The 20,071-nt window shown below is 52.6% G+C and carries 23 protein-coding genes and 1 other RNA gene; 15 read left to right on the top strand and 9 right to left on the bottom strand.

The genetic code is table 11. From position 1 onward, the window contains the following. The first annotated feature begins 3 nt into the window (after nt 1–3). The 8 genes from H7F08_RS03480 (at nt 4) to H7F08_RS03445 (ending at nt 6,991) form a co-directional block, all read left to right on the top strand. Nucleotides 4–723 carry a M48 family metallopeptidase gene (locus H7F08_RS03480; RefSeq protein ID WP_226860458.1) on the top strand — a complete coding sequence of 240 codons (720 nt, stop codon included), beginning with the start codon at nt 4–6 and terminating at the stop codon, nt 721–723. Nucleotides 724–813: 90 nt separating this feature from the next. Further along, a complete protein-coding gene (locus H7F08_RS03475) occupies nt 814–1,488 on the top strand; it encodes a YceI family protein (protein WP_075322321.1) in 675 nt (224 codons plus the stop codon). A 135-nt stretch (nt 1,489–1,623) separates the two neighbouring features. Beyond that, nucleotides 1,624–2,067 (top strand): MarR family winged helix-turn-helix transcriptional regulator, encoded by a 444-nt coding sequence (locus tag H7F08_RS03470; RefSeq protein WP_075322322.1) that lies wholly within the window; start codon nt 1,624–1,626, stop codon nt 2,065–2,067. Next, a complete protein-coding gene (locus tag H7F08_RS03465; RefSeq protein WP_193639873.1) occupies nt 2,064–3,602 on the top strand; it encodes a DHA2 family efflux MFS transporter permease subunit in 1,539 nt (512 codons plus the stop codon). The genes H7F08_RS03470 and H7F08_RS03465 overlap by 4 nt, the downstream gene beginning before the upstream one ends. Further along, nucleotides 3,602–4,033 carry a universal stress protein gene (locus tag H7F08_RS03460; protein WP_065973913.1) on the top strand — a complete coding sequence of 144 codons (432 nt, stop codon included), beginning with the start codon at nt 3,602–3,604 and terminating at the stop codon, nt 4,031–4,033. Before H7F08_RS03465 ends, H7F08_RS03460 begins: the two co-directional genes overlap by 1 nt. A gap of 315 nt (nt 4,034–4,348) precedes the next feature. Beyond that, nucleotides 4,349–4,639, top strand: coding sequence for a lysozyme inhibitor LprI family protein (locus tag H7F08_RS03455; protein WP_193639872.1), 291 nt, complete (start codon nt 4,349–4,351; stop codon nt 4,637–4,639). A gap of 108 nt (nt 4,640–4,747) precedes the next feature. Further along, the gene (locus H7F08_RS03450; RefSeq protein ID WP_193639871.1) at nt 4,748–5,977 is read left to right on the top strand and encodes a pesticin C-terminus-like muramidase; all 1,230 of its coding nucleotides are present in this window, start codon (nt 4,748–4,750) and stop codon (nt 5,975–5,977) included. Between the two features lie 309 nt (nt 5,978–6,286). Then, nucleotides 6,287–6,991, top strand: a complete 705-nt coding sequence (locus tag H7F08_RS03445) for a hypothetical protein (protein ID WP_193639870.1) — start codon at nt 6,287–6,289, stop codon at nt 6,989–6,991. Between the two features lie 55 nt (nt 6,992–7,046). Here H7F08_RS03445 and H7F08_RS03440 read toward each other — a convergent pair whose 3' ends face one another. Continuing rightward, complete coding sequence (locus H7F08_RS03440) at nt 7,047–8,078, bottom strand: agmatine/peptidylarginine deiminase (protein ID WP_193639869.1); 1,032 nt, start codon at nt 8,076–8,078, stop codon at nt 7,047–7,049. A gap of 84 nt (nt 8,079–8,162) precedes the next feature. Between H7F08_RS03440 and H7F08_RS03435 the strand changes: the two genes are divergently transcribed. The 3 genes from H7F08_RS03435 to H7F08_RS03425 are packed head-to-tail and all read left to right on the top strand — an operon-like array spanning nt 8,163 to nt 9,899. Further along, nucleotides 8,163–8,870, top strand: coding sequence for a pseudouridine synthase (locus tag H7F08_RS03435; RefSeq protein WP_193639868.1), 708 nt, complete (start codon nt 8,163–8,165; stop codon nt 8,868–8,870). A 2-nt stretch (nt 8,871–8,872) separates the two neighbouring features. After that, nucleotides 8,873–9,322, top strand: a complete 450-nt coding sequence (locus H7F08_RS03430) for an NUDIX hydrolase (RefSeq protein ID WP_193639867.1) — start codon at nt 8,873–8,875, stop codon at nt 9,320–9,322. Nucleotides 9,323–9,377: 55 nt separating this feature from the next. Continuing rightward, on the top strand, nt 9,378–9,899 hold the full coding sequence (locus H7F08_RS03425) for an RNA pyrophosphohydrolase (RefSeq protein WP_193639884.1): 522 nt from the start codon (nt 9,378–9,380) through the stop codon (nt 9,897–9,899). 25 nt (nt 9,900–9,924) lie between these two features. Here H7F08_RS03425 and ychF read toward each other — a convergent pair whose 3' ends face one another. The 4 genes from ychF to mrdA are packed head-to-tail and all read right to left on the bottom strand — an operon-like array spanning nt 9,925 to nt 14,265. Next, entirely contained in the window at nt 9,925–11,016 is a 1,092-nt protein-coding gene (gene ychF / locus H7F08_RS03420; RefSeq protein ID WP_193639866.1) for a redox-regulated ATPase YchF, read from the bottom strand. A 9-nt stretch (nt 11,017–11,025) separates the two neighbouring features. After that, nucleotides 11,026–11,595 (bottom strand): aminoacyl-tRNA hydrolase, encoded by a 570-nt coding sequence (gene pth, locus H7F08_RS03415; RefSeq protein ID WP_010636924.1) that lies wholly within the window; start codon nt 11,593–11,595, stop codon nt 11,026–11,028. A 6-nt stretch (nt 11,596–11,601) separates the two neighbouring features. Further along, nucleotides 11,602–12,210, bottom strand: a complete 609-nt coding sequence (locus tag H7F08_RS03410; protein WP_193639865.1) for a 50S ribosomal protein L25/general stress protein Ctc — start codon at nt 12,208–12,210, stop codon at nt 11,602–11,604. A gap of 12 nt (nt 12,211–12,222) precedes the next feature. Next, on the bottom strand, nt 12,223–14,265 hold the full coding sequence (mrdA, locus tag H7F08_RS03405) for a penicillin-binding protein 2 (RefSeq protein WP_193639864.1): 2,043 nt from the start codon (nt 14,263–14,265) through the stop codon (nt 12,223–12,225). 88 nt (nt 14,266–14,353) lie between these two features. Here mrdA and H7F08_RS03400 point away from each other — a divergent pair, with 88 nt between their 5' ends. Continuing rightward, nucleotides 14,354–14,593 carry a hypothetical protein gene (locus H7F08_RS03400; RefSeq protein ID WP_193639863.1) on the top strand — a complete coding sequence of 80 codons (240 nt, stop codon included), beginning with the start codon at nt 14,354–14,356 and terminating at the stop codon, nt 14,591–14,593. Between the two features lie 81 nt (nt 14,594–14,674). Here the strand turns inward: H7F08_RS03400 and H7F08_RS03395 are convergent, their stop codons facing one another. Beyond that, the gene (locus H7F08_RS03395) at nt 14,675–15,808 is read right to left on the bottom strand and encodes an RNA-guided endonuclease InsQ/TnpB family protein (RefSeq protein WP_193639862.1); all 1,134 of its coding nucleotides are present in this window, start codon (nt 15,806–15,808) and stop codon (nt 14,675–14,677) included. A 117-nt stretch (nt 15,809–15,925) separates the two neighbouring features. Here H7F08_RS03395 and H7F08_RS03390 point away from each other — a divergent pair, with 117 nt between their 5' ends. The 3 genes from H7F08_RS03390 to H7F08_RS03380 all read left to right on the top strand — a co-directional run bounded on the left by H7F08_RS03390 (nt 15,926) and on the right by H7F08_RS03380 (nt 17,060). Then, on the top strand, nt 15,926–16,240 hold the full coding sequence (locus H7F08_RS03390) for a cell division protein ZapA (RefSeq protein ID WP_024894108.1): 315 nt from the start codon (nt 15,926–15,928) through the stop codon (nt 16,238–16,240). Nucleotides 16,241–16,248: 8 nt separating this feature from the next. After that, nucleotides 16,249–16,429: non-coding RNA, 6S RNA (gene ssrS / locus H7F08_RS03385), on the top strand. A 1-nt stretch (nt 16,430) separates the two neighbouring features. Further along, on the top strand, nt 16,431–17,060 hold the full coding sequence (locus H7F08_RS03380; RefSeq protein ID WP_227487799.1) for a 5-formyltetrahydrofolate cyclo-ligase: 630 nt from the start codon (nt 16,431–16,433) through the stop codon (nt 17,058–17,060). A gap of 27 nt (nt 17,061–17,087) precedes the next feature. Here H7F08_RS03380 and H7F08_RS03375 read toward each other — a convergent pair whose 3' ends face one another. Genes H7F08_RS03375 through H7F08_RS03365 form a run of 3 tightly spaced genes read right to left on the bottom strand, consistent with a single transcriptional unit; the run spans nt 17,088 to nt 20,069 of the window. Continuing rightward, nucleotides 17,088–17,735 carry a LysE family translocator gene (locus H7F08_RS03375; protein WP_193639861.1) on the bottom strand — a complete coding sequence of 216 codons (648 nt, stop codon included), beginning with the start codon at nt 17,733–17,735 and terminating at the stop codon, nt 17,088–17,090. Beyond that, the gene (locus H7F08_RS03370) at nt 17,732–19,507 is read right to left on the bottom strand and encodes a M61 family metallopeptidase (protein WP_193639860.1); all 1,776 of its coding nucleotides are present in this window, start codon (nt 19,505–19,507) and stop codon (nt 17,732–17,734) included. Before H7F08_RS03370 ends, H7F08_RS03375 begins: the two co-directional genes overlap by 4 nt. A gap of 16 nt (nt 19,508–19,523) precedes the next feature. After that, nucleotides 19,524–20,069 (bottom strand): isochorismatase family protein, encoded by a 546-nt coding sequence (locus H7F08_RS03365; protein WP_024894104.1) that lies wholly within the window; start codon nt 20,067–20,069, stop codon nt 19,524–19,526. Between the last annotated feature and the right edge of the window lie 2 nt (nt 20,070–20,071).

Raw genomic sequence — 20,071 nt, 5'->3', positions numbered from 1 at the left:
CTCATGCGCAATCCGGAAAAAACCATGGTTCAGGTGGCTGATCTGAACCTGCAGCTGACGCGCAAGGCGGTCAAGAATTTGCGCATTATGGTTTATCCCCCTGACGGGGAGGTAAGAGTCAGTGCGCCCTGGGCGATGACAGATGGAGACATTCGTGCGGCCATTCTGGCCCGTTTGTCCTGGATCAGGCAGCACCAGCAGCAATTTCAGCATCAGACTCCGTCACCGGTTCTGGAATATCAATCCGGCGAAACCCATTCCTATTTGGGACAGGACTATATACTCCGGGTGCATGCAGTGGCTGGTCGCGGCCGTATTGAATTGCGCGACGCTGCCTTTATGGAGATGTACTGTCCGCCCGAAGCGGCACAAGCTGAACGACAGGCCTTGCTCCACAAGTATTATCGTCAGTCACTGAAAGACCGCATTCCGGAAATTGTTGCCCGCTATGAACCGATTCTGGGTGTGCAGGTGGCTGAGTGGGGCGTTAAACGCATGCGCACTCGCTGGGGTACCTGCAACATCCGCGCGCGGCGCATCTGGCTTGGCCTGGAGCTTGCCCGCTACGCAGAAATTTGTCTGGAATATGTGGTGTTACATGAAATGGCTCATTTGCTGGAGCGCCTGCACAATGATCGTTTCAGGAGCATCCTCGATGCGGCCATGCCAGACTGGCGTCGGGTGAAAAATCAACTCCGCTCTGGTTCTGCACCTTTTTGCTGAAAACTCTTGATGCTTACTCTGTGATAAATACTATAATTCTTGAACTACCAGAATTATGGTGGCTCAGGTAATTAGCAAGAGGGTAAAATCATGCAAAACAAGCGTTCAAAACGATTACTCATCATTTCCATCAGCTTGGGTCTGGGTTTGGGGATGATGCAGGAAGCGGCCCAAGCGGCGACAACGGCGCCGGCCACAGCTGCGGTGGGGCACTACCACGCGCTGACGGGTAACCCGAGTGGCACCTATCAGATTGATCCAGAGCATTCCGCTGCTTATTTTACCATTGGTCATGTGGGTATTGGCCCCTTTAGCGGACGTTTCAACAAGATTTCCGGTACTTATACCGTCAACACTCAGGATCCGGCCAAAGACACGGCCAAAATTGTCATCCCGGCGGCCAGCATTTTTACAAACTTCGCCCCTCGCGATAAATATCTCCGCAGTCCGACCTTTTTTGATGTCAAAAAATATCCTGACGTGACTTTTGTCAGCACCCGTTATCAGCCGATCAGCAAAACGACGGGCGATCTCTATGGCAAGTTGACCCTGCATGGTGTTACCCGGGCGATAATGTTTCGGGTCAGGGAAACCGGCGCTGGCGATGTGAAATATCTTCCCAAGCCTTGGGGGGGGTATTTGTCCGGATTTGTCGCCGTTACTACCATTCAGCGCAGTAATTACGGCATGAAAGCCTATCTTCCCGAAGGACTCTCCAACAAAGTCCATATTCGGGTAGAAATTGAAGGTAAAAAAATCGCCTGACGGATCCAAATAGAAATCGGCGTAGAGCAAAGTCGCTGTAATGCGGCTACGCGCACTGCCGATTTTTTTCTTGCAATTACTTAGATAGCTAAGTATAAGGTTGCGAACTATATAACCAACAAGCCAGGAGCGGCCATGTCAGAAGAACAGATACAGCAGGATTTTGCTCTGGCGCTCCATGACACTGCGCGAGCCTGGCGACACGCTTTGGATCGCCGCCTGAAAGGGTTGGGTCTGAGCCAGGCCAGCTGGTTGAGCATTGCTTATCTGGCGAAATCACCCGCACCAATGACTCAAACCGAGTTGGCCCACTGCTTGTCGGTAGAACAACCAACCGTGGTGGCCATGCTCGATCGTCTGCAGCGCGCGGGGCTGCTGCGCCGGGAAATAGACGCCCATGATCGTCGTATCCGCCGCGTACTGCTCACGCCAGAGGGTATTGAGGTGTATGCGGAAGTTCGGCGCGTGGCGATGGACTTCCGCCATGAAAAACTCAAAGAACTGGACGTTGAGGTACTACGCCAGATAACAGAAGTCCTTCAGCAACTGCAAAGGACGTTGGAAGATCCCATTCCATGATCTCGACATCTGTTCCCATGGATGCTGCAGGGCTGAACCGTCCGCTGATTACCCTGGCCATCATGCTCGCCACCATCATGCAGACGCTGGACAGCACCATCGCCAATGTGGCTCTGCCCCATATGCAGGGCAGCTTGTCAGTTTCGCTCAATCAGATCGGCTGGGTGCTGACATCCTATATTGTTGCCACCGCCATCGCCACACCCTTGACCGGCTGGCTGGTAGACCGCTTTGGTAAGCGCAATATTTTCCTGGCCTCAGTGGCCGGTTTTACCCTGGCCTCCATGTGGTGTGGTATTTCCACCTCCTTGTTCGAAATTGTCATTGCCCGGGTTTTTCAGGGCGTATTTGGCGCTGCCCTGGTGCCGCTTTCACAAACCACCTTGCTGGATATCAATCCCCGGGAAAAACAGGGCTCGGCCATGGCATTGTGGGGTATGGGGGTCATGGTGGGTCCGATTGTCGGCCCGACTCTGGGTGGCTGGCTGACTGACAGCATGGGCTGGCGCTGGGTATTTTTCATCAATGTTCCAGTAGGTATCCTGGCACTTTGGGGTATCTGGAAATCGTTTCCTGCCGATACGCCGGGACGCAGCATGCGCTTTGATATGGCTGGCTTTGTCAGTCTCAGTGTGGCCATTGGCGGTCTGCAATTATTGCTGGATCGGGGGCAGCAACTGAACTGGTTCAGTTCGGTGGAAATCTGGGTGGAAGCCTATCTGGCCGGTTTCGCAGCCATTTATTTTATCTGGCATACCTGGCGCACTCCACCCGAGCACTCTTTTTTTGATTATCGTCTGATTTTGAATCGCAATTATGTGACCGGATTACTATTCATTTTTATCGTAGGGGTGGTGCTTTTTGCCTCGCGTGCCCTGATTCCCACCATGCTCCAGGATCTGATGGGTTACACGGCCGAGGCTGCCGGGTGGGTAACGGCCCCCAGTGGTTTAGGCACCATGCTCGCCATGCTCATTGTAGGTCGGTTGGTGGGTAAGGTGGATTTGCGCCTGTTGCTGGCTATTGGCTTTGGCATAACGGCCTTTTCTCTCTGGGAAATGCAGGGTTACAGCCTGATGATCAGTCAGGGTGATGTGATCTGGCCCGGTGTCTGGCAGGGCCTGGGTATTGGTCTGGTGTTCGTGCCATTGAGCACGGCTACTTTCGCCACGCTCAGTCCCCAGATGCGCGCCAATGGTACGGCCATATATAGTCTGGTACGCAATGTCGGCAGCAGCCTGGGGATTTCCTTGGTGGAAACCCTGCTGACCCGCAACACCCAAATTGCGCATGCTACGCTGGCAGCGCATATTGATGGCCGCAATCCGGGTTATGGAAACCCTGCTGTCGCAGAACTGTATAATCCTCATTCAGGTATGGGGCAAATGTTGCTCAATAATGAAATTACCCGGCAGGCCAGTATGATTGGCTATATTGATAACTTCTGGTTGATGATGGTGATGACGCTGTCGATTTTCCCTTTGTTGTTGATTATTCGTACACCAAAGCGGGAAGCGGCGGCAAGGAGAAGCTGATGTTCCAGAAAGTGATGGTCGCTTACGATGGGAGTGCTTCAGGTGGTGTCGCTCTGCAGCAGGCGACAGATATTGCAGGTCTCACACAGGCTGAACTGCATTTGTTTGGCGTCATTGTGAGTACCGGCGGTATGGCGATGGCACAAGCTGCAGGTGCCGAAGACATGCTGGGTAGGGAAGGGGAGGCTATACGTACCCGGCTGGACGAGGTCGCTACAAAACTCCGTGAGAATGGCCTGTGCGTGTATACTCAAGCGGTTGAGGGGAGTCCCGCTGAGGCCATTGCCCAATATGCCCGACAAATCCACGCTGATTTACTGGTGATTGGTCATATTCCCCAATTTTCCTTTGGTCACTGGCTGGAAGGATCTGTTGCCAAAGCCCTCCTGAGAAGTTTGCCCTGCAGTATTCTGGTCGCAAAAAAGATCTGATAAAACATCCAAATGGATGATCCTTTATGTGATTAAAGAACATCTAACATTTTGTTTGCTAAGTCGTTAAAATCAATGGCAAGAAATGCTTGCATGCATTAAAGCAAGCATTGGCCATGATTCCGTTGACTGGTGAATAAGGAAGCAAAGCGTATGATCCTGCAGAAAGAATCGCTTGAAACGAATAATAGGATGAAAAATTATGACCGTCATTTAATGTCGGCAGAAAAACGTACATCAGAAAAACTTAAAATTAAACATCGATTATGGTTAAGCAGTTATTTGCTGATGGGTTTATTTTTTTCTCAAGGATAAATGGCCACGCAATATGCTACTTCATTCGACTGTGCGGCTGCAAATACCGTAACAGAACAGGTGATTTGCAAGGATCAAAAATTGGCAAGCCTGAATCTGAAATTGTCTCAGGAATATAATGAATTAGTAAACAATATGAAAAAAAGTGGAAATCAACAAAAAAATCTCAGTTATCTCCTTGTCTCTCAGGAAAAATGGAAAAAAGAGAAAATCCAGTGCAAAGGTGATAGTTTCTGTATAACAGATGCTTACGGGAAACGTTTAGCCGAGCTGGGCGCCTGTTATCATTAGAACTATAGATTTTGCACCTTGAGGATCATCAGTGGCGCTTTGTTTGGCCACTTTTGATATTCCATGGGCCTTGTGAAATATTGCGCTCAGATCTGAGGAATACAATTCATGAGATATGGAGTCCATAAAGACAAGCAGGAATTTTTCTGTAAATATCGGCAACATTTGTGTGGGGTATTGCTGATAAGTATTTTTTTCTCCCAGCTTGCACATGCGACTCAATATACCACTTCTTACAACTGTAAAACAGCAAAAACTGAAACTGAAAAAGCGGTTTGCCAGGATGCGCAGTTGGCAAAAATGGATCGACAGGTATCCCATGATTATAATCAATTGACGAATAGAATGGAGAAAGAAGGAAATTATCATCAATCTTTAAATAATGTGACTACAACTCAGTCTAAATGGAAGGAAGAAACTCTCCAGTGTAAAGGTGATGTTTTTTGCCTAACGGATGCCTATGGCAAACGACTGGCTGAGTTGAATTATTGCTACAGAAGTGACAAAGCCATTGCAGTAGCTGCAGTTGCAGACTGTACCCCGCTGGACCGGGTGGATTATCATTTTATTCAAAAGTCCGAAGGCATGATGTATGATTTTTATGTGCCCGGGGCGTTTGGGACCAATGTGGAGACAGGAGAGAATCTTGGACCGCGATACAAGAAAGATAAAATAACGGGAGAAAAAATCCAGAAAGCCATAGGCAATAGTGGTGTTACGGTAGGTGAAGGTGTAGACCTGGGACAGCAGACTATTGAAGGGTTGAGACGTTATATGGAGATTGAGCAAAAGAAATATGGTAAGCCTGATGATGTAGATATTGAATTAATATTAGATAAAGTCAGGTCATTTATTGGTAAAACAAAAAATTCGGCGATATCGTTATTGAATGACTATTACAGAGATAATGGTAAATATCCTTATATGAGCGAAGAAAATGCCAAATTTATTTCTTCAGCGGTGAGGCATGGTTACGCTGAGGATGCCGCAGCATTGTTCAAGAAGAACTCTCTTTCAAATATGAATTTTTGGTCCATGCCTACTTCTGTACAAACTGTGCTGACGGACATGAAGTTTCATTCCTACATATCCAGTGTTGCGCATCTTTTTTATCAGGCTGACTGGTTGGGTGCAGCAAAAGAACTTGAAAATCTCGCTGTTGGTCGATATGCAAAATATAAAAGTCGTTTTCTTGCGCGGGCACAAATGCTACGAGATGCTATCAATTATCATTATTTACCATCGCAGGGTGATCCTTGTGCACCAGCCAAAGTGCCTCTGGCCTATAATGAAAATCCTGTCTTGCAACGTGTGTTACGATACCTGGACTGGGCATAGCACTTTGAATTTGTACTAATCTGGAGATCGCAATAGATGAAAATAACCTCTTTTATAGCACAATTTACAGCTTTGCTTCTCAGTTTCGGTGGTGTGGCTCATGCCGCTGACAATTCATTGAATTGCCCAGCAATTGCGGCAGGAACATCTGATAGCATCACAACTACATGCAAAGGTTCTCTTGGTCCTACTCAAAAGGCAATTTGTGAATATAAGCCTAAAAAATGGACAGACAATCTGCCACTATTGGATAGTACGGTAGGGGTTAGTTACGTTCGTGATCTGCGATCAGCGGGTGTTGGTACACCCGTGTGTAGGCAGTTGGTCAATGGGCATAAAGCCTATCAGGTCGCCTTGCGGCAATGTGGTGCTAACGGCAACTGTGTGCTTCAGGTGATGCGCAAATGGTCCTGGGATCTAGCACAAATAGAAAAATCCCTGCGCGTACCCATTAAAATGTCCAGTCTGCAGCAGTTTGCGGGTAAGGCATATATTCAGGATGGGTCTAAAACGGTTCCTCTGCTGGAACGGCTGAAGCAAGGGATGGATTTATTTCCTCTGCCCCGACTCGCATTGAAAAATGGCAACGAGTTAATCTGGGGTTTCCAGCCGCATAATGCACAAGTGCAGTCCCTGATGATTCTTAATCATCAGGGCGATGTGCAGGTCATGGGTCTGGTCGATAACCTTTATCTTGGTATGTCTGGCGGGCAGGCCCCTGCTGGCTTGGACCCCGAAGCTCGACTATCACTTTTAGTCAGGAATCCGGCAGCTCTCAGCGAAAATCTTCCTGCCATTCATGCCTGGGCAGCGGCGAGTCTAATGGGTTTTAATCAGACTTGTCCCGGCAAGGATCAACAGGCTTGTCAGGCTGCCATGGCGCAGACACTACCCATCAAGGCATACAATCTGAACTGTAAGGTCAAACCTCAGGGGAACATCTTAGTGGATCATTGTACCTTGCCATTGCCCTCCGTAAAAAACGATGTTTCTCCGGGCTTATTCTGGCAATGATGCATGTCTTCTGAGCCTGTTTGATTGAGTAAACCCGGATGACTTTGCTCAAACCTTACTCCGGCAGCTGCATGGTTACGCAGTGCAGGCTGCCATGTTGGCGGGCAAGTTCCAGACAGGGGATAGACACAATCTGACGATCCGGGAAAGCCGTTTGAAGACGCTGGACGGCAATATGATCCGCAGGATCATCATAGACGGGGAGTAAGACGGCTCCATTGAGGATCAAAAAATTGGCATAAGTCAGAGGCAAGCGGTTGTCCTCGTCATCCCATTGCGCCTGTGCCCAGGGGAGGGGAATCAGATGGTAAGCCTGCCCATCATGACTGCGCAGGGCGCTGAGTTCCGCAGCCATTTGCTGCAAAGCCGCAAAGTGACTGTCGTTGGGATCATCACAACTTTGATAAGCGATGGTATGCGGATTGCAAAAGCGCGCCAGAGTATCGATGTGTGCATCGGTATCATCGCCTTCCAGATGCCCACTGTGCAGCCAGAGTACGCGCTGCATGCCAAGCTGCAGGCATAAGGCGCTTTCAATTTCCGCAGCTGACCATTGTGGATTGCGATTGGCGGAAAGCAGGCAGGCGCTGGTCGTCAGCAAAGTACCATGACCATCACTTTCAATACTGCCGCCTTCCAGCACCATTCCCGAAATTTCCAGGGAACATTTGCCAAAAGCCTGATGGGCATGGAGATGACGCGTAATCTGATTGTCCAGGTCGGCGCGAAACTTGAGGCCCCAGGCATTAAAGCCAAAATCCAGCAATTTGCGTTCCCCTGCTGAATTCTTAAGGGTGAGTGGTCCGTGATCACGCGCCCAGGAGTCATTGCTAGGCACCAGATACAGATGGCAGTGGGACATGTTGGCGTGGACATTCTCCAGGCGCCGTTCACAATCCCGTAAACTTTCGCGGTCATGGCAGGCCACCAGCAGATGCTCGCGCAGACTGATTTCCCTGGCAATCTGCACAAAAACCGGAAGGACCTCATCCAGCCGGAGTGCCCAGTCACTTTCTGGATGGGGCCAGGTCAGTTGTACACCCCACTGCGGAGCCCATTCGGCGGGGAGCGTATAGTTGGTCTGCATAGTGAATTCCTTCCAGAGGCGATGCCTACATCATAGGCAATTCGGGGGTTTCCGTCAGCCATGCAGGCAGGCTAAACTGTCCGCATGGCGCATTCTAGCGAACGTTTAGATCATCTGCTTTCCCGACTGGGCTATTGTAGCCGTTCGGAAGCGCGTGATTTACTGCGCGAAGGGCGCGTGTCAGTGGATGGAATGCCGCTGCGCAAGGCCGCTACCAAGGTAGATCCAGCTACTGTGCAAATCGATGAAGAGCCTCTGGATCATCCCTATCCCCTTTATGTGCTGTATCACAAACCCCTCGGCAAGGTCTGCGCGCATGATGATCCTCGTGCCATTTATCAGGATTTTCCACCGCGATGGCGTTATCGGCGACCCAGCTTCAGCAGTGTCGGACGTCTGGATCGGGAAACCAGCGGCGTGTTGTTGCTGACTGATGATGGAGACTGGCTGCATCGTTGGACCAGTCCCCGCTATGAAATTCCGCGCCAATATCGAGTGACTTTGCAAAATCCTTTGCAAGGCCATGAAGTCGGCATCCTGGCTTCGGGTACCTTGCTACTGGAGGGAGAGCACAGCTCGTGCAAAGCGGCAGAAATGATCCCGCTCGGCACGACTGAACTACAATTGACCCTCCATGAAGGACGTTATCACGAAGTGCGGCGTATGTTTGCAGCTCTGGATAATTTGGTGTTGAGCCTGCATCGGGAGGCATTCGGACCTTTCACTTTGGATGATCTGGCTCCAGGACAGTGGCGGGAACTCAGCGAAATCGAACGGCAAATGGAGTCATAATCATGGTCTGGAAGCCGCATGTGACGGTTGCTGCAATTGTGGAGCAAGACGGGCGTTTTTTGCTGGTCGAAGAAATGGTGGAAGGACGCCGATGTTTCAATCAGCCTGCCGGTCACTGGGACCCTGGTGAAACCCTGCTTGATGCAGTCGTACGGGAAACGCTGGAAGAAACGGCCTATGCCTTTGCGCCCGAATATCTCACGGGCATTTATCATTGGGAGCACCCCGCCAAAGATTTGACCTACCTGCGTTTCGCTTTTGGCGGGAAGTTGGGTGACCAGCGTCCAGACTACACGCTGGATACCGGAATTATTGGTCCAGTGTGGATGACCCCGGCAGAAATACAGGCGCAGAGCGGACGCCTGCGAAATGTCATGGTGCAGCGTTGTATGGCGGATTATCTGGCCGGGAATCGCTATCCCCTAGAAATTTTACACAGTCTGACAGACTGACGTTGGCTCTGCCTCGTGCTATATTGGGCAAAAGGCATCGGTAGAGACGATGAATATGATAGACGCAGACGGCTATCGCCCCAATGTGGGCATGATTATTTGCAATGAACACAATCAGGTGTTGTGGGCCAAACGCCGGGGTGAGAATGCCTGGCAGTTTCCGCAAGGTGGAATTGATCATGCGGAAACACCAGAACAAGCCATGTTCCGTGAGCTCGAAGAGGAAGTGGGTACGGCCAAGGTCTGTATTATTGGGCGGACTCAGGGATGGCTGCGTTACGAGGTTCCCTGTTCCCGGCATCGTGCCCAGCGGCGTCGTTATCGCGGGCAGAAACAAATCTGGTTTTTGCTGCGTTTCGAAGGCGATGAGGCGGAAATAAACACCTTGACGACTCAGCACCCCGAGTTTGAAACCTGGCGCTGGGTGGATTACTGGATGCCTGCCCGGGAAATCATCGCCTTTAAACGGCGGGTTTACTGGCAGGCATTGCAGGAATTGGCCCCGCTGATTAATGTGGGACCGCCTCCTGCCGATGCTGCTGAGTCTAAGAGAAAAGTTTCCCCTTCAGCAGGTTAAGCCCCTGGCTCAACAGGTCTCCATCTCACACGTTAAACAAAAAATTCAGTACGTCGCCATCATGGACGACATAATCCTTACCTTCCGCACGCATTCTGCCCGCTTCCTTGGCACCATGCTCGCCCCGGTACTGGACGAAATCCGCGTAGGCGATAGTCTGGGCGCGAATGAAACCCCGCTCGAAATCACTATGAATGACGCCAGCTGCCTGGGGAGCAGTGGCCCCGATGGGAATGGTCCAGGCCCGTACTTCCTTGACGCCAGCCGTAAAATAGGTCTGCAGGCCCAGCAGGCCATAGGCGGCGCGGATGATACGATTCAGCCCCGGTTCTTCCAGTCCGAGGTCCTGCAGAAAGGCGCTTTGCTCTTCAGCTTCCAGTTCAGCCAGTTCGGATTCAATGGCTGCACACACCGGAACCACGCTGGCATGGCGTTCGCCCGCCCAGGCTTCCAGAAGCGGGCGCCAGGGTCCATCCTGAATTTCATCTTCCGCCACGTTGGCAATGACCATCATGGGTTTCATGGTGAGCAGAAACAGGCCACGCAAATGGGCTTTTTCTTCAGCACTCATGCTGAGACTCGCGGCAGGTTTGCCACTATTGAGATGTGGTAGCAGGCGGGCCATGGCAGCGGCTTCGGCGACGGCATCCTTGTTGCCACCCTTGGCCTGGCGGGCAACCCGCGCCTGAGCTTTTTCGACCGTACTGATATCCGCCAGAATCAGCTCCGTCAATACAGTATCCAGATCGGCCACCGGGTCCACCTGACCGCTGACATGAACGACGTTGGGATCTTCAAAGCAGCGCGTAACCAGGGCAATAGCGTCCGTTTCCCGAATGTGGGCCAGAAACTGGTTGCCCAAACCCTCGCCCTGGGCAGCGCCCGCCACCAGCCCGGCAATATCCACAAACTCCATGGTGGCCGGAACCACATTTTGGGGCTTGACGATTTCAATCAGCGCCTGCAGCCGGGGGTCCGGCACGGATACCAGACCAACATTGGGTTCTATGGTGCAGAAAGGATAATTTTCAGCAGCGATACCGGCTTTGGTGATCGCATTGAACAGGGTGGATTTGCCCACATTGGGGAGACCGACGATGCCACAGGCCAAAGCCATAAAAAACTCCTAATCGCTGTGCAGGGTTTTCTGGGCCGCATCACTGCGACCATCAAGAAATTCCGGAAGAACCGCCAGGCTGCGATCAATTGCCAGATCAATCGCGGATTTATCCATTGTCGAAGGCGCGCCCAGTACATAATGAATCACGGCATCCTTGTGTCCAGGATGGCCGATGCCAAGGCGCAGGCGCCAGTAATCCCGCGTACCCAGCGCCCGATCCAGATCGCGCAGGCCGTTATGCCCGCCATGTCCGCCACTCCATTTCAAACGCGCCGTGCCGGGCGGTAGATCGAGCTCGTCGTGTATCACTAAAATACGCGCCGCCGGCACCTTGTAAAAAGCGGCCATGGCCTGGACCGGCGCACCGCTGCGATTCATGAAATCCTGGGGCAGGCACAAGCCCAGTTGTTGTCCGGAATTTTGCGTAGTTGCTGCCAGACAATGCCAGCGTGATTCCAAACGTAAAGACGCTCCAGCCTTTTCTGCAAAGGTCTGGAGCGCCCAGAAACCGGCGTTGTGACGGGTGCGGGCGTATTCTGCCCCGGGATTTCCCAGCCCCGCCAGCAACCAGTCCATTTTACCTCACTCGGCGGCTTCGGGGGTTTCTTCCGCTTCAGCGCCGGTACGGGGGCTGTGAATGGAGACAATCTCCTTATCATCTTCATGCTGGAGCGGAATCAGGATAACACCGGCCGGCAGGCTGATCTGCGACAGATGCAGGCTCTCGCCTTTTTCCAGATTGGCAATGTCCACTTCGATGGCTTCGGGCAGGCGATCAACCGGTGCTTCCACTTCCACGTCCGTCAGGGCGCGGTGCAATACGCCACCAGCCTTGATACCCACACAGGTGTTTTCGTGGAGGAAGTGGATGGGCACGTGCAGACGCACGGTTTCACCGGCATGAACCCGCATGAAATCCATGTGCAGGACTTCTTCCTTGTAGGGATGCATCTGCAGATCACGGATCAGGGCGGTTTCCTTACCCTTGGGGAATTCCAGGGTGATCACATGCGTATAGGCCCGTTCGTCAGCCAGAAGCTTGCGCAACAGGCGCGCTTCAATGCTCAGGCCCATTGCTGCCTTGTTATCCCCATAAAGTACGGCCGGGACCATGCCCGTACGGCGCAGGCGGCGACTGGCGCGGCGGCCGTTTTCTTCACGCGGTATGGCCGCAATTGCAAAATCTGTCATTTTCAGTACTCCTTATTGTGCTGTGGATTGAGCGGGGCGAGGGTTGACAGAACCTTTCTCCCCATAACTAAGGGGCGCATCATAATGCGCGCTTGCCGATTGAGCAACCTTTGCTGGCATTTTTGTGGATAATTTTTGTGGAGCTGGAGCTGGAGCTGGAGCTGGAGCTGGAGCTGGAGCTGGAGCTGGAGCTGGAGCTGGAGCTGGAGCAGGAGCAGGAGCAGGAGCAGGAGCAGGAGCAGGAGCAGGAGCAGACTGGTCCGGCTGCAAATACGCCTTAATGACGGCACGAGCTACCGGTAGGGCTTGCCAGGCATTGTATCCGCCATTTTCGACCACCACCGCTACGGCAATTTTGGGATGATCCACTGGTGCCCAGCCAATAAACAGCGAGTCATTGTTGTAAATGGTGCGTCCATTTTTATAGCCCATAGGGACCTGGGCCGTACCGGTTTTGCCGGCAATGCTGATACCGGGAATGCTCACCGTATGGCAGGTGCCGGTATTGACGCAGGCTTCCATGCCCAGATGCACCGCATGCATGGCTTCGGCAGAAATATGCAGATTTACGGGCGCGGCATTGGGAATAGGAATAGTCTTGCCGCTTTGCGGGTCAATGAAGGCCTTGGCGACCTGGGGTTGCACCAGATAGCCGCCATTGGCGAGGGCAGAAACGGCGCGGACCAATTGTAGCGGCGTTTCCAGTAAATAGCCCTGACCAATACCCAGAATCACCGAGTCACCGGTGTACCAGGGGGCATGAAGATGCGCGCGCTTCCAGGCCGGAGTCGGGACCAGACCGTTTGCACCACCGGGCAGATCAATGGGTGTTTTCTGCCCGAAGCCGAAACGCCAGAGAGTCTTGTCCTGCAAATTAATCCCCATTTTTACGGCCAGCTTGTAGTAGAAAACATCCACTGACCAGGCCAATGCCTTGGTGATGCCGGTCTCCCCGAAACCACCGCGATTCCAGTCCCAGTAGGTGTGTCCTCCCAACTGATAATTGCCGGGGCAGTAAGTATGGAAATCCGGGCTGATCACGCCTTCCTGAACGGCCTGGATGGTGTAAAAGGGCTTTGCGCAGGAACCCGGCGGGTACAAACCGTTATCGGCCCGGTTCATGAGTGGTCGGCCCGGATTGTTGAGCAGTGATTGCCAGTGCGCATTACTGATGCCATCCACAAACCAGTTGGCGTTAAAGCTGGGGCTGGTGACCATGGCGAGAATGCCGCCATTATTGGGGTCCATGGCGATAACCGCACCGCGATAGCCTTTACCCTGCAAGGCTTCTGCCCCTGCCTCCTGAACCCGCAGCCGGAGATGGGTCATCAGATTACTACCAGGATGAGCGGCAATCTGTCGGAGAGTGCCTACTGGTAAACCCCGGGCATTTATATCCTTGATTTCATAACCCATGACGCCACGCAGCTGGCGTTCGTAATAGCGTTCCAGGCCGTTTTTACCGATATAATTGCGTCCTACATATTTACTGGCATGAAAATCTTTCAGATCGGCAGCGGTAATCGGTCCGACATAACCGACGACATGGGAAAACAAGGCGTCATAGGGATAATGGCGATGCATCATGGCGACAATACGCACGCCCGGCAGCTCCATGGCGCGGACGGATACGGCTGCAATTTGCGTCGGATTCAGATCAGCCTTCAAAACAATCGGGTCAAAGTCCGGCTTGCCGGCGCGCCGTGCGGCAAATTGCTGCAGATTTTCCGGACTCAAGTTCAGAAGATGCTGCAAAAATTGCAGGCTTTGTTGCAGATGGGGGACCTGATCCGGGGTGATTTCGAGAGCATAGGTGGGCAGGTTTTCTGCCAGAATCTCTCCATGATCCGCCAGAATCAGGCCCCGAGGCGGAGCCAGGGGCACCAGAGCCACATGATTGTCATAGGCCAGCTCGCGAAATTTGGAATAATGCAATACCTGCAGGTCCACTATCCGCAAAACAACCCCCAGTATGGCCAGGAGCATCAACAGGGCCGCAACACCCAGGCGAAAGCGAAAACTGCGCGTACGTTTCAATGATTCGGATAAGGGCATGGGCGCAACAGACCTGCTTCAATTTGCAAATGACGGAGGTGCTTCGTAAACTCGGTGTCGGAATGTCCGGCTAAAAGTGGGTAGCGCAGTGTTAGAATCCCGATATGAGTCCCTGTTTGCAGAGTTGGAGAATGCTATCACGGATTATCGCGGATTGCGTCGACAACTGGAAGGAGATAGTCGCAACAAGCATTCTGTGCAAGCCCTGCAGGCCCAGATTCAAAAGCTGAAAGCAGAAAACCGGATGCTGCAAGAGCGTCAGGAAGAAATCTGTTTGCGCCTGAATGATCTGCTGGCGCAGGTCAATTGCTGGGAAAACGAACTTTGACATCCTCCCCGACATGAATGTCGGGGATTCCTGAATTCACAATCAGGTCTTTCTGCTTCATCGAAATCAACCCGTTCTACCTTACAGTAGGACAGGACTTACGTTTTCTCCACAGACGAGCTCCGCAAGTCCTGCGGTTAGTACATTACGAGCAGCGTTAACATCCCGATCATGGATGGAACCACATTCGGGACAAGTCCACTCGCGGATGTTCAATGGCATCTTTGAAACGATATGGCCGCAGTCCGAACAGCGTTTGCTGCTGGGGTACCAACGGTCGATTTGGACCAAAGTCCTGCCGTACCACTGCGCCTTGTACGCTAACATCCGTACAAATTCGCCCCATCCTGCATCGCTAATGGCTCGGGCCAGGCAGTGGTTTTTCTGCATATTGGATACCGCAAGACTTTCCATGGCGATGACTTGGTTCTCGTCAATCAACCGGCTGGAGAGTTTGTGTAAAAAGTCCTTGCGGGTATCCGCAATTTTTGCGTGTAAACGTGCAATTTTCCACTTCGCTTTGGCTCGATTACAAGAGCCTTTTTGTTTCCTGCTCAAACGACGTTGCAACCTTACCAATTTCGTCTCGTTTTGGCGCAAAACGTTGGGGGATGCGATCTTTTCACCGTTAGATAGAATCGCAAAATGCGTTAGGCCAAGATCAATTCCTATCTGGTTGTTTACAGGAACCTTCACGCTCACAGCATCATCACACAAAAAGTTGACGAAGTATCGTCCGGCCGTATCTTTACTGACGGTTACCGTCGTTACTTTGGCGGCCTTTGGAAGGGTCCGGGAAAAGATGATATTCAATGTCTCTTTCATCTTGGCGAGTTTTAAAGTCTTCCCGTTCCATTGAAAGGCGCTGTCCGTATACGTAGCCGATTGGTTACCATCTTTGCATTTGAAAGTTGGATAACCGGAGCGCTTTGCAAAGAAGTTCCCAAACGCGGTTTGCAGATGCCGAAGCGATTGTTGCAATGGGACGCTGGAGACCTCATTCAACCATGTATAATCCGGCATCTTCTTCATGATAGTCAGTGCAGCGGAGGTTTCGTGGTAGCTTATGTGCTCGTGCCGCTTCATCCACGCGTCAGAACGTAAACGTAGCATGTGATTGTAGATGAACCGCGCACAACCGAAGGTCTGAGCCAAAACCGTTATCTGCTCAGAAGTCGGATAGAATCGGAATCTGTAAGCGCGCTTAATATCCATTTTCAGAATTTTACACAATTCAATTTTAAGTGTAAAGTGTTTTTATCGTGCTATCCATCTCAGCCCTAAAGGACGAAGTTTTCGCGCATTTTTGATAAAATCATCAGGGAGAAGTCTGTGTCCGAAGTCAAACCCACAAATGTCGTGCAACAAATTTCCGTCACCCTGCTGGATCAGCATTATCAGATACCCTGTCCGGATGAAGAACGGGAGCTGTTGCTGGAAGCCGTGCGACTACTCAATGAACAATTGGAGGTGGCCAGAAGCCGTGGCAAATTGCTCAGCCGGGAGCGCGCTACCCTGATGGTGGCCGTGAATCTGGCAGCGGATTTGCAGCGTACCCGGCAGACATTGCTGGCGCGTGAGCATGATCTGCAGCTCGTCGAACAGCGTCTGCAGCAACTGGTTGACAGAGCGAAGGGCTCAGAGTAACTTGAAATTGCCTCCTGCGAGGCACGAGTGGCCGAGACGATTCCTGAACCAATACTGTCTATCCAGGGAGTCCCCAGTCATCATCGTGGTGTGCAGCTCCCTAGCGGAGTAGCCTGAAGCGATGTGTGGATTCCCACCTGTTCATCAGGTTCTGGGGGTAGCGGGCCGCACGACCATCGCGGGAGGTTTTTTGTTTTCTGAAACTGAAACAGCAGATTCATCTGATCCGGTTTCCAAGGGTAGCTTGCGCAGAACAATGCGGCAGCAACGCTGGACTCTTTCTCCGCAGCATCTCCAGCAGGCGGCGCTGGCACTCTCCCGGCAAATTCTCCAGCTTAGCCATTACAAAAAGGCTCAGCGCATTGCCCTTTATTGGCCCATGCAGGGCGAAATCAATCCTCTCCCGCTGATGTACCATCGCCTGAGTCGTCACAAACAGTTCTATTTGCCGGTACTATCAGGAAGTTTTGCGCAAAAGCTGCGTTTCGCGCCATTTCATGGGGAGAGCCGCATGCGCCCCAATGGCTTCCGTATTCCCGAACCGCAGGTGGCAGCTGATTTGCTGATGACTCCGCAGGATCTCGATTTGTTGATTCTGCCCCTGGTGGCGTTTGATACAGAAGGTTATCGCCTGGGTATGGGCGGGGGATTTTATGATCGCAGCCTCGCCAGCATCTCCCACCGTCAGCATTGGCAGCACCCGCGCCTGCTGGGGGTCGGCCATGCTTTTCAGCAGTTAGACAGAGTCCCCCGCGAACCCTGGGACGTGCCACTCAGCATCATCTGTACCGACCTCGCCTGTCACCGCATTATGGTTTGATTGTATTGAAATAATTTGGATATATTTTCAAGATTCGTTGAGCGCAGCCATTACGAACAGCGTTAAACCAATGGCCATGAAAAGTCCTCCGGTTCCTCTCTGTAAAATCTGATGTGCCCGGGGGCTTCGCAACAACGCACTGATTCTGGTTCCCAATTGTGTATAAACCATATACCAGCTCATTTCAATGAGCCAGAAGGTAAATATCAACTCTGCAAACTGTATCCAGGGGTTAGCCTGAGGACGCATGAATTGTGGCAGCAACGCGACGGTAAAAAGCAGCGCTTTGGGATTGGTGATGGTGACCAAAATACCGGTGCGATACAAAGCTGCAGGGCGCTGTATCGGGGTTCGGGTTACTGCCAAATCCTGGATATTTTCTGGGCGCCGCCCGCCTGACTGCCATGCCCGGATTCCCAGATAAATCAAATAAGCAGCACCTAAAATGCGGACCAGATCAAAAATACGGGGCCAGGTTTGGAAGAAAATACCGAGTCCGGCTGCGGATAAAGTAATCATCAACAGAAGGGCCGTCATGCATCCCAGCATGGTTGCCATGGATCGACGCCAACCATACAGGGCACCATGACTCATCACCAGCATCATGTTGGGACCTGGAATTGCAGAAATTACCAGCACGGTAAGCGCGTAAAATATCCAGATATGCAGTGTCATGCCGGAGTGAGCCACGCGCTGCGGCGGGCGCTTACCACTGCGTCAACGTCCTCCAGCCACTCGAGCCAGAAGGTATCCTGCGGCGGGGCAACAGGGGTCAGGTGGGTCTGGTAAAGTACGTCATCGCGAAAGTAGTGGAGGCGCAGCGGGCAACCGGGGATGCCGGTGCTGATTTGCCCGGCGAAACTGTCCGCCGTGCAGCGCATTCCTTCCAAAGCAACGAGGATATCATCGGGGGACAAACCGGCGGCTTCTGCCGGGCTGCCACTGAGGACCTGACGGATTTGTGCGCCTTGCGGCTGGCTTTGCCAGTGGGCACCAATCCAGGCCGTCGGCACGGTCGCAGCCGCCTCGCCGCCTGAATCACTCAGACCGGTGGCGGGACGGCTGTGCAGGGCAATGCCCATGCGTGCCAGGAGAGCTTCCAGAGGCAGTTCGGCGCGGGCTTCTATCCAGGTTTTCAACTGTTCTGCCATTTGCGTACCAGCAAGGTCGGCTATTTGTTGCAGGGCTTCTCCCTCGGGGAGTGCCTTGCCCGTCTGGCCGTGCTCTTTCCAGAAGTGCATCAGCAAGTTATCCAGACTCAAACGGCCGGCACTTTCCAGACGCAGGCTCAAGTCCAGACAGAGAGCTAGCAGCGCTCCCTTGTTGTAATAACTGATTTCAAAATTGGCGCTGTTGACATGCGGATGATAAAGCTTGAGCCAGGCATCTTCGCTGGATTCTGCCAGGCTTTGCAGATATTGGCCGGGGCGTCTTTGCAGGCGCGTCCATTCCTGAGCGATCCCTTGCAGGTATTGTTCCGGACTGATTAAACCGGCACGACAGAGGCAGAGATCATCGTAGTAAGAGGTAATTCCTTCAAATATCCAGAGATCCCGGGAAAGTTCAGCACGCTCCAGGGAGCTGGCGCTGAATACCGCCGGTTTGATGGCTTGTACCAGCCAGCTATGAAAATATTCATGGCTGACCAGGCCCAGAAAGCGCCGATAGTTTTTGGGGTCGCGGCCGGTCAGGTCATCCCGGGCGCAAACCAGAGCGCTGGAGGCCCGATGCTCCAGACCACCATAGTCGTTGCTGCGCGCCTTGCACAGAAAATGATATTCCCGAAAAGGCGAATCCCCCCAGAACTTCTGCTGCCAGTCACAAATGCGGGCCATGTCTCGTCCCAGCGCCTGCAGATCGGCCTGATGTTCTCCCTGAATCAGCAAGTGGTGAGGCAACCCACCCGCCTCAAAATTCAGCAGGGTCAGTGTACCCATCAACAGCGGATGATCAATAAATGCCCGATAATTTTCTGCCTGAAACTGACCCCAGCCCCAAGTTTCACCCGCCACGCGGGGCATGGAAGTCCCCAACTGCCAATGATCCGGGCCGGTAATGCGCAAGGCATGCATTTGTTGCTCCTGACCGACTACCCGTAAAAACAGGGCGGGGCCATTAAAAAACCCGCCCAGTTGATCCAGAAAAGCCGTACGCACCGATTGATCCAGCGCATAAACACTATAAGAGATCTGGAGAGGCCCTTTTACAGCGGCACAAACCCAGCGATCAGTGGCCATTTTGTGCAGTTGGACTGCTGCGCCCCGGCATTCTGCGGATATTTGGGTAATGTGGCGGGCCAGATCGCGGATGGTGTAACTGCCCGCAACCCAGGCCGGCAAAGCCAGCACCTGTCCATCAGGATCGGGCTCGGGGATTTCCAGGGTGACCCGGAACAAATGCGCCTCGGGTTCCAGATGGATGCTGTAAGAGAGAGCAGGGGATTGCATGGGAAATTACTCCGTTTCAGCGCCAGGCCGGGGCGAGACTCCGAAATTGGGGATGGGCCGCATCGCCGAGCCATTCATAAAATACCGACTCTGCCACCGCGACGGTGATACCCGCCTGACGCAGACGTAACAGAGCCGATTGGGCATTTGCGTCGTCGCGGCTGGCGCAGGCATCGGCGACGACAACAGGCTGCCAACCAGCGCTATGCAGATCCAGGGCGGTTTGCAGAACACAAATATGGGTTTCGACGCCGGTCAGGATAATCTGACGACGACTCTGCTCAGTTTCCAGTAAGTTTCGGAGCGGAGCATGCCGCCAGCAGGAAAACACCGTTTTGTCCAATGGGGGGGCACAGAATGACTGCAGGTCGGCACGAATCGGTCCCAATCCTTTGGCATATTGGACAGTAGCCAGACGCGGGATTTCCAGAGCCGCCGCAGCGGCCAGCAAACGCGTAACGTTTTGAATGGCTTGGTTGCGTTCTGTCTCTGGGATGGCACCCAGGAGACGATCCTGCATATCAATGGTCAGGATCAGGCTCTGCTGGGCTTCAATACGCATGG

The sequence above is a fragment of the Acidithiobacillus sp. HP-11 genome, assembly GCF_015100075.1.
Taxonomy (GTDB): Bacteria; Pseudomonadota; Gammaproteobacteria; order Acidithiobacillales; family Acidithiobacillaceae; genus Acidithiobacillus; species Acidithiobacillus thiooxidans.
Note: the sequence above shows the minus strand (reverse complement) of the source record. Positions and strands in the feature narration are given on the sequence as shown.

What these genes read in the sequence shown, in the direction of transcription:
- H7F08_RS03480 (WP_226860458.1), top strand. Translation starts at nt 4, where the DNA reads ATGCGCAATCCGGAAAAAACCATGGTTCAGGTGGCTGATCTGAACCTG.
- H7F08_RS03475 (WP_075322321.1), top strand. Translation starts at nt 814, where the DNA reads ATGCAAAACAAGCGTTCAAAACGATTACTCATCATTTCCATCAGCTTG.
- H7F08_RS03470 (WP_075322322.1), top strand. Translation starts at nt 1,624, where the DNA reads ATGTCAGAAGAACAGATACAGCAGGATTTTGCTCTGGCGCTCCATGAC.
- H7F08_RS03465 (WP_193639873.1), top strand. Translation starts at nt 2,064, where the DNA reads ATGATCTCGACATCTGTTCCCATGGATGCTGCAGGGCTGAACCGTCCG.
- H7F08_RS03460 (WP_065973913.1), top strand. Translation starts at nt 3,602, where the DNA reads ATGTTCCAGAAAGTGATGGTCGCTTACGATGGGAGTGCTTCAGGTGGT.
- H7F08_RS03455 (WP_193639872.1), top strand. Translation starts at nt 4,349, where the DNA reads ATGGCCACGCAATATGCTACTTCATTCGACTGTGCGGCTGCAAATACC.
- H7F08_RS03450 (WP_193639871.1), top strand. Translation starts at nt 4,748, where the DNA reads ATGAGATATGGAGTCCATAAAGACAAGCAGGAATTTTTCTGTAAATAT.
- H7F08_RS03440 (WP_193639869.1), bottom strand. Translation starts at nt 8,078, where the DNA reads ATGCAGACCAACTATACGCTCCCCGCCGAATGGGCTCCGCAGTGGGGT.
- H7F08_RS03435 (WP_193639868.1), top strand. Translation starts at nt 8,163, where the DNA reads ATGGCGCATTCTAGCGAACGTTTAGATCATCTGCTTTCCCGACTGGGC.
- H7F08_RS03430 (WP_193639867.1), top strand. Translation starts at nt 8,873, where the DNA reads ATGGTCTGGAAGCCGCATGTGACGGTTGCTGCAATTGTGGAGCAAGAC.
- H7F08_RS03425 (WP_193639884.1), top strand. Translation starts at nt 9,378, where the DNA reads ATGATAGACGCAGACGGCTATCGCCCCAATGTGGGCATGATTATTTGC.
- ychF (WP_193639866.1), bottom strand. Translation starts at nt 11,016, where the DNA reads ATGGCTTTGGCCTGTGGCATCGTCGGTCTCCCCAATGTGGGCAAATCC.
- pth (WP_010636924.1), bottom strand. Translation starts at nt 11,595, where the DNA reads ATGGACTGGTTGCTGGCGGGGCTGGGAAATCCCGGGGCAGAATACGCC.
- H7F08_RS03410 (WP_193639865.1), bottom strand. Translation starts at nt 12,210, where the DNA reads ATGACAGATTTTGCAATTGCGGCCATACCGCGTGAAGAAAACGGCCGC.
- mrdA (WP_193639864.1), bottom strand. Translation starts at nt 14,265, where the DNA reads ATGCCCTTATCCGAATCATTGAAACGTACGCGCAGTTTTCGCTTTCGC.
- H7F08_RS03395 (WP_193639862.1), bottom strand. Translation starts at nt 15,808, where the DNA reads ATGGATATTAAGCGCGCTTACAGATTCCGATTCTATCCGACTTCTGAG.
- H7F08_RS03375 (WP_193639861.1), bottom strand. Translation starts at nt 17,735, where the DNA reads ATGACACTGCATATCTGGATATTTTACGCGCTTACCGTGCTGGTAATT.
- H7F08_RS03370 (WP_193639860.1), bottom strand. Translation starts at nt 19,507, where the DNA reads ATGCAATCCCCTGCTCTCTCTTACAGCATCCATCTGGAACCCGAGGCG.
- H7F08_RS03365 (WP_024894104.1), bottom strand. Translation starts at nt 20,069, where the DNA reads ATGCGTATTGAAGCCCAGCAGAGCCTGATCCTGACCATTGATATGCAG.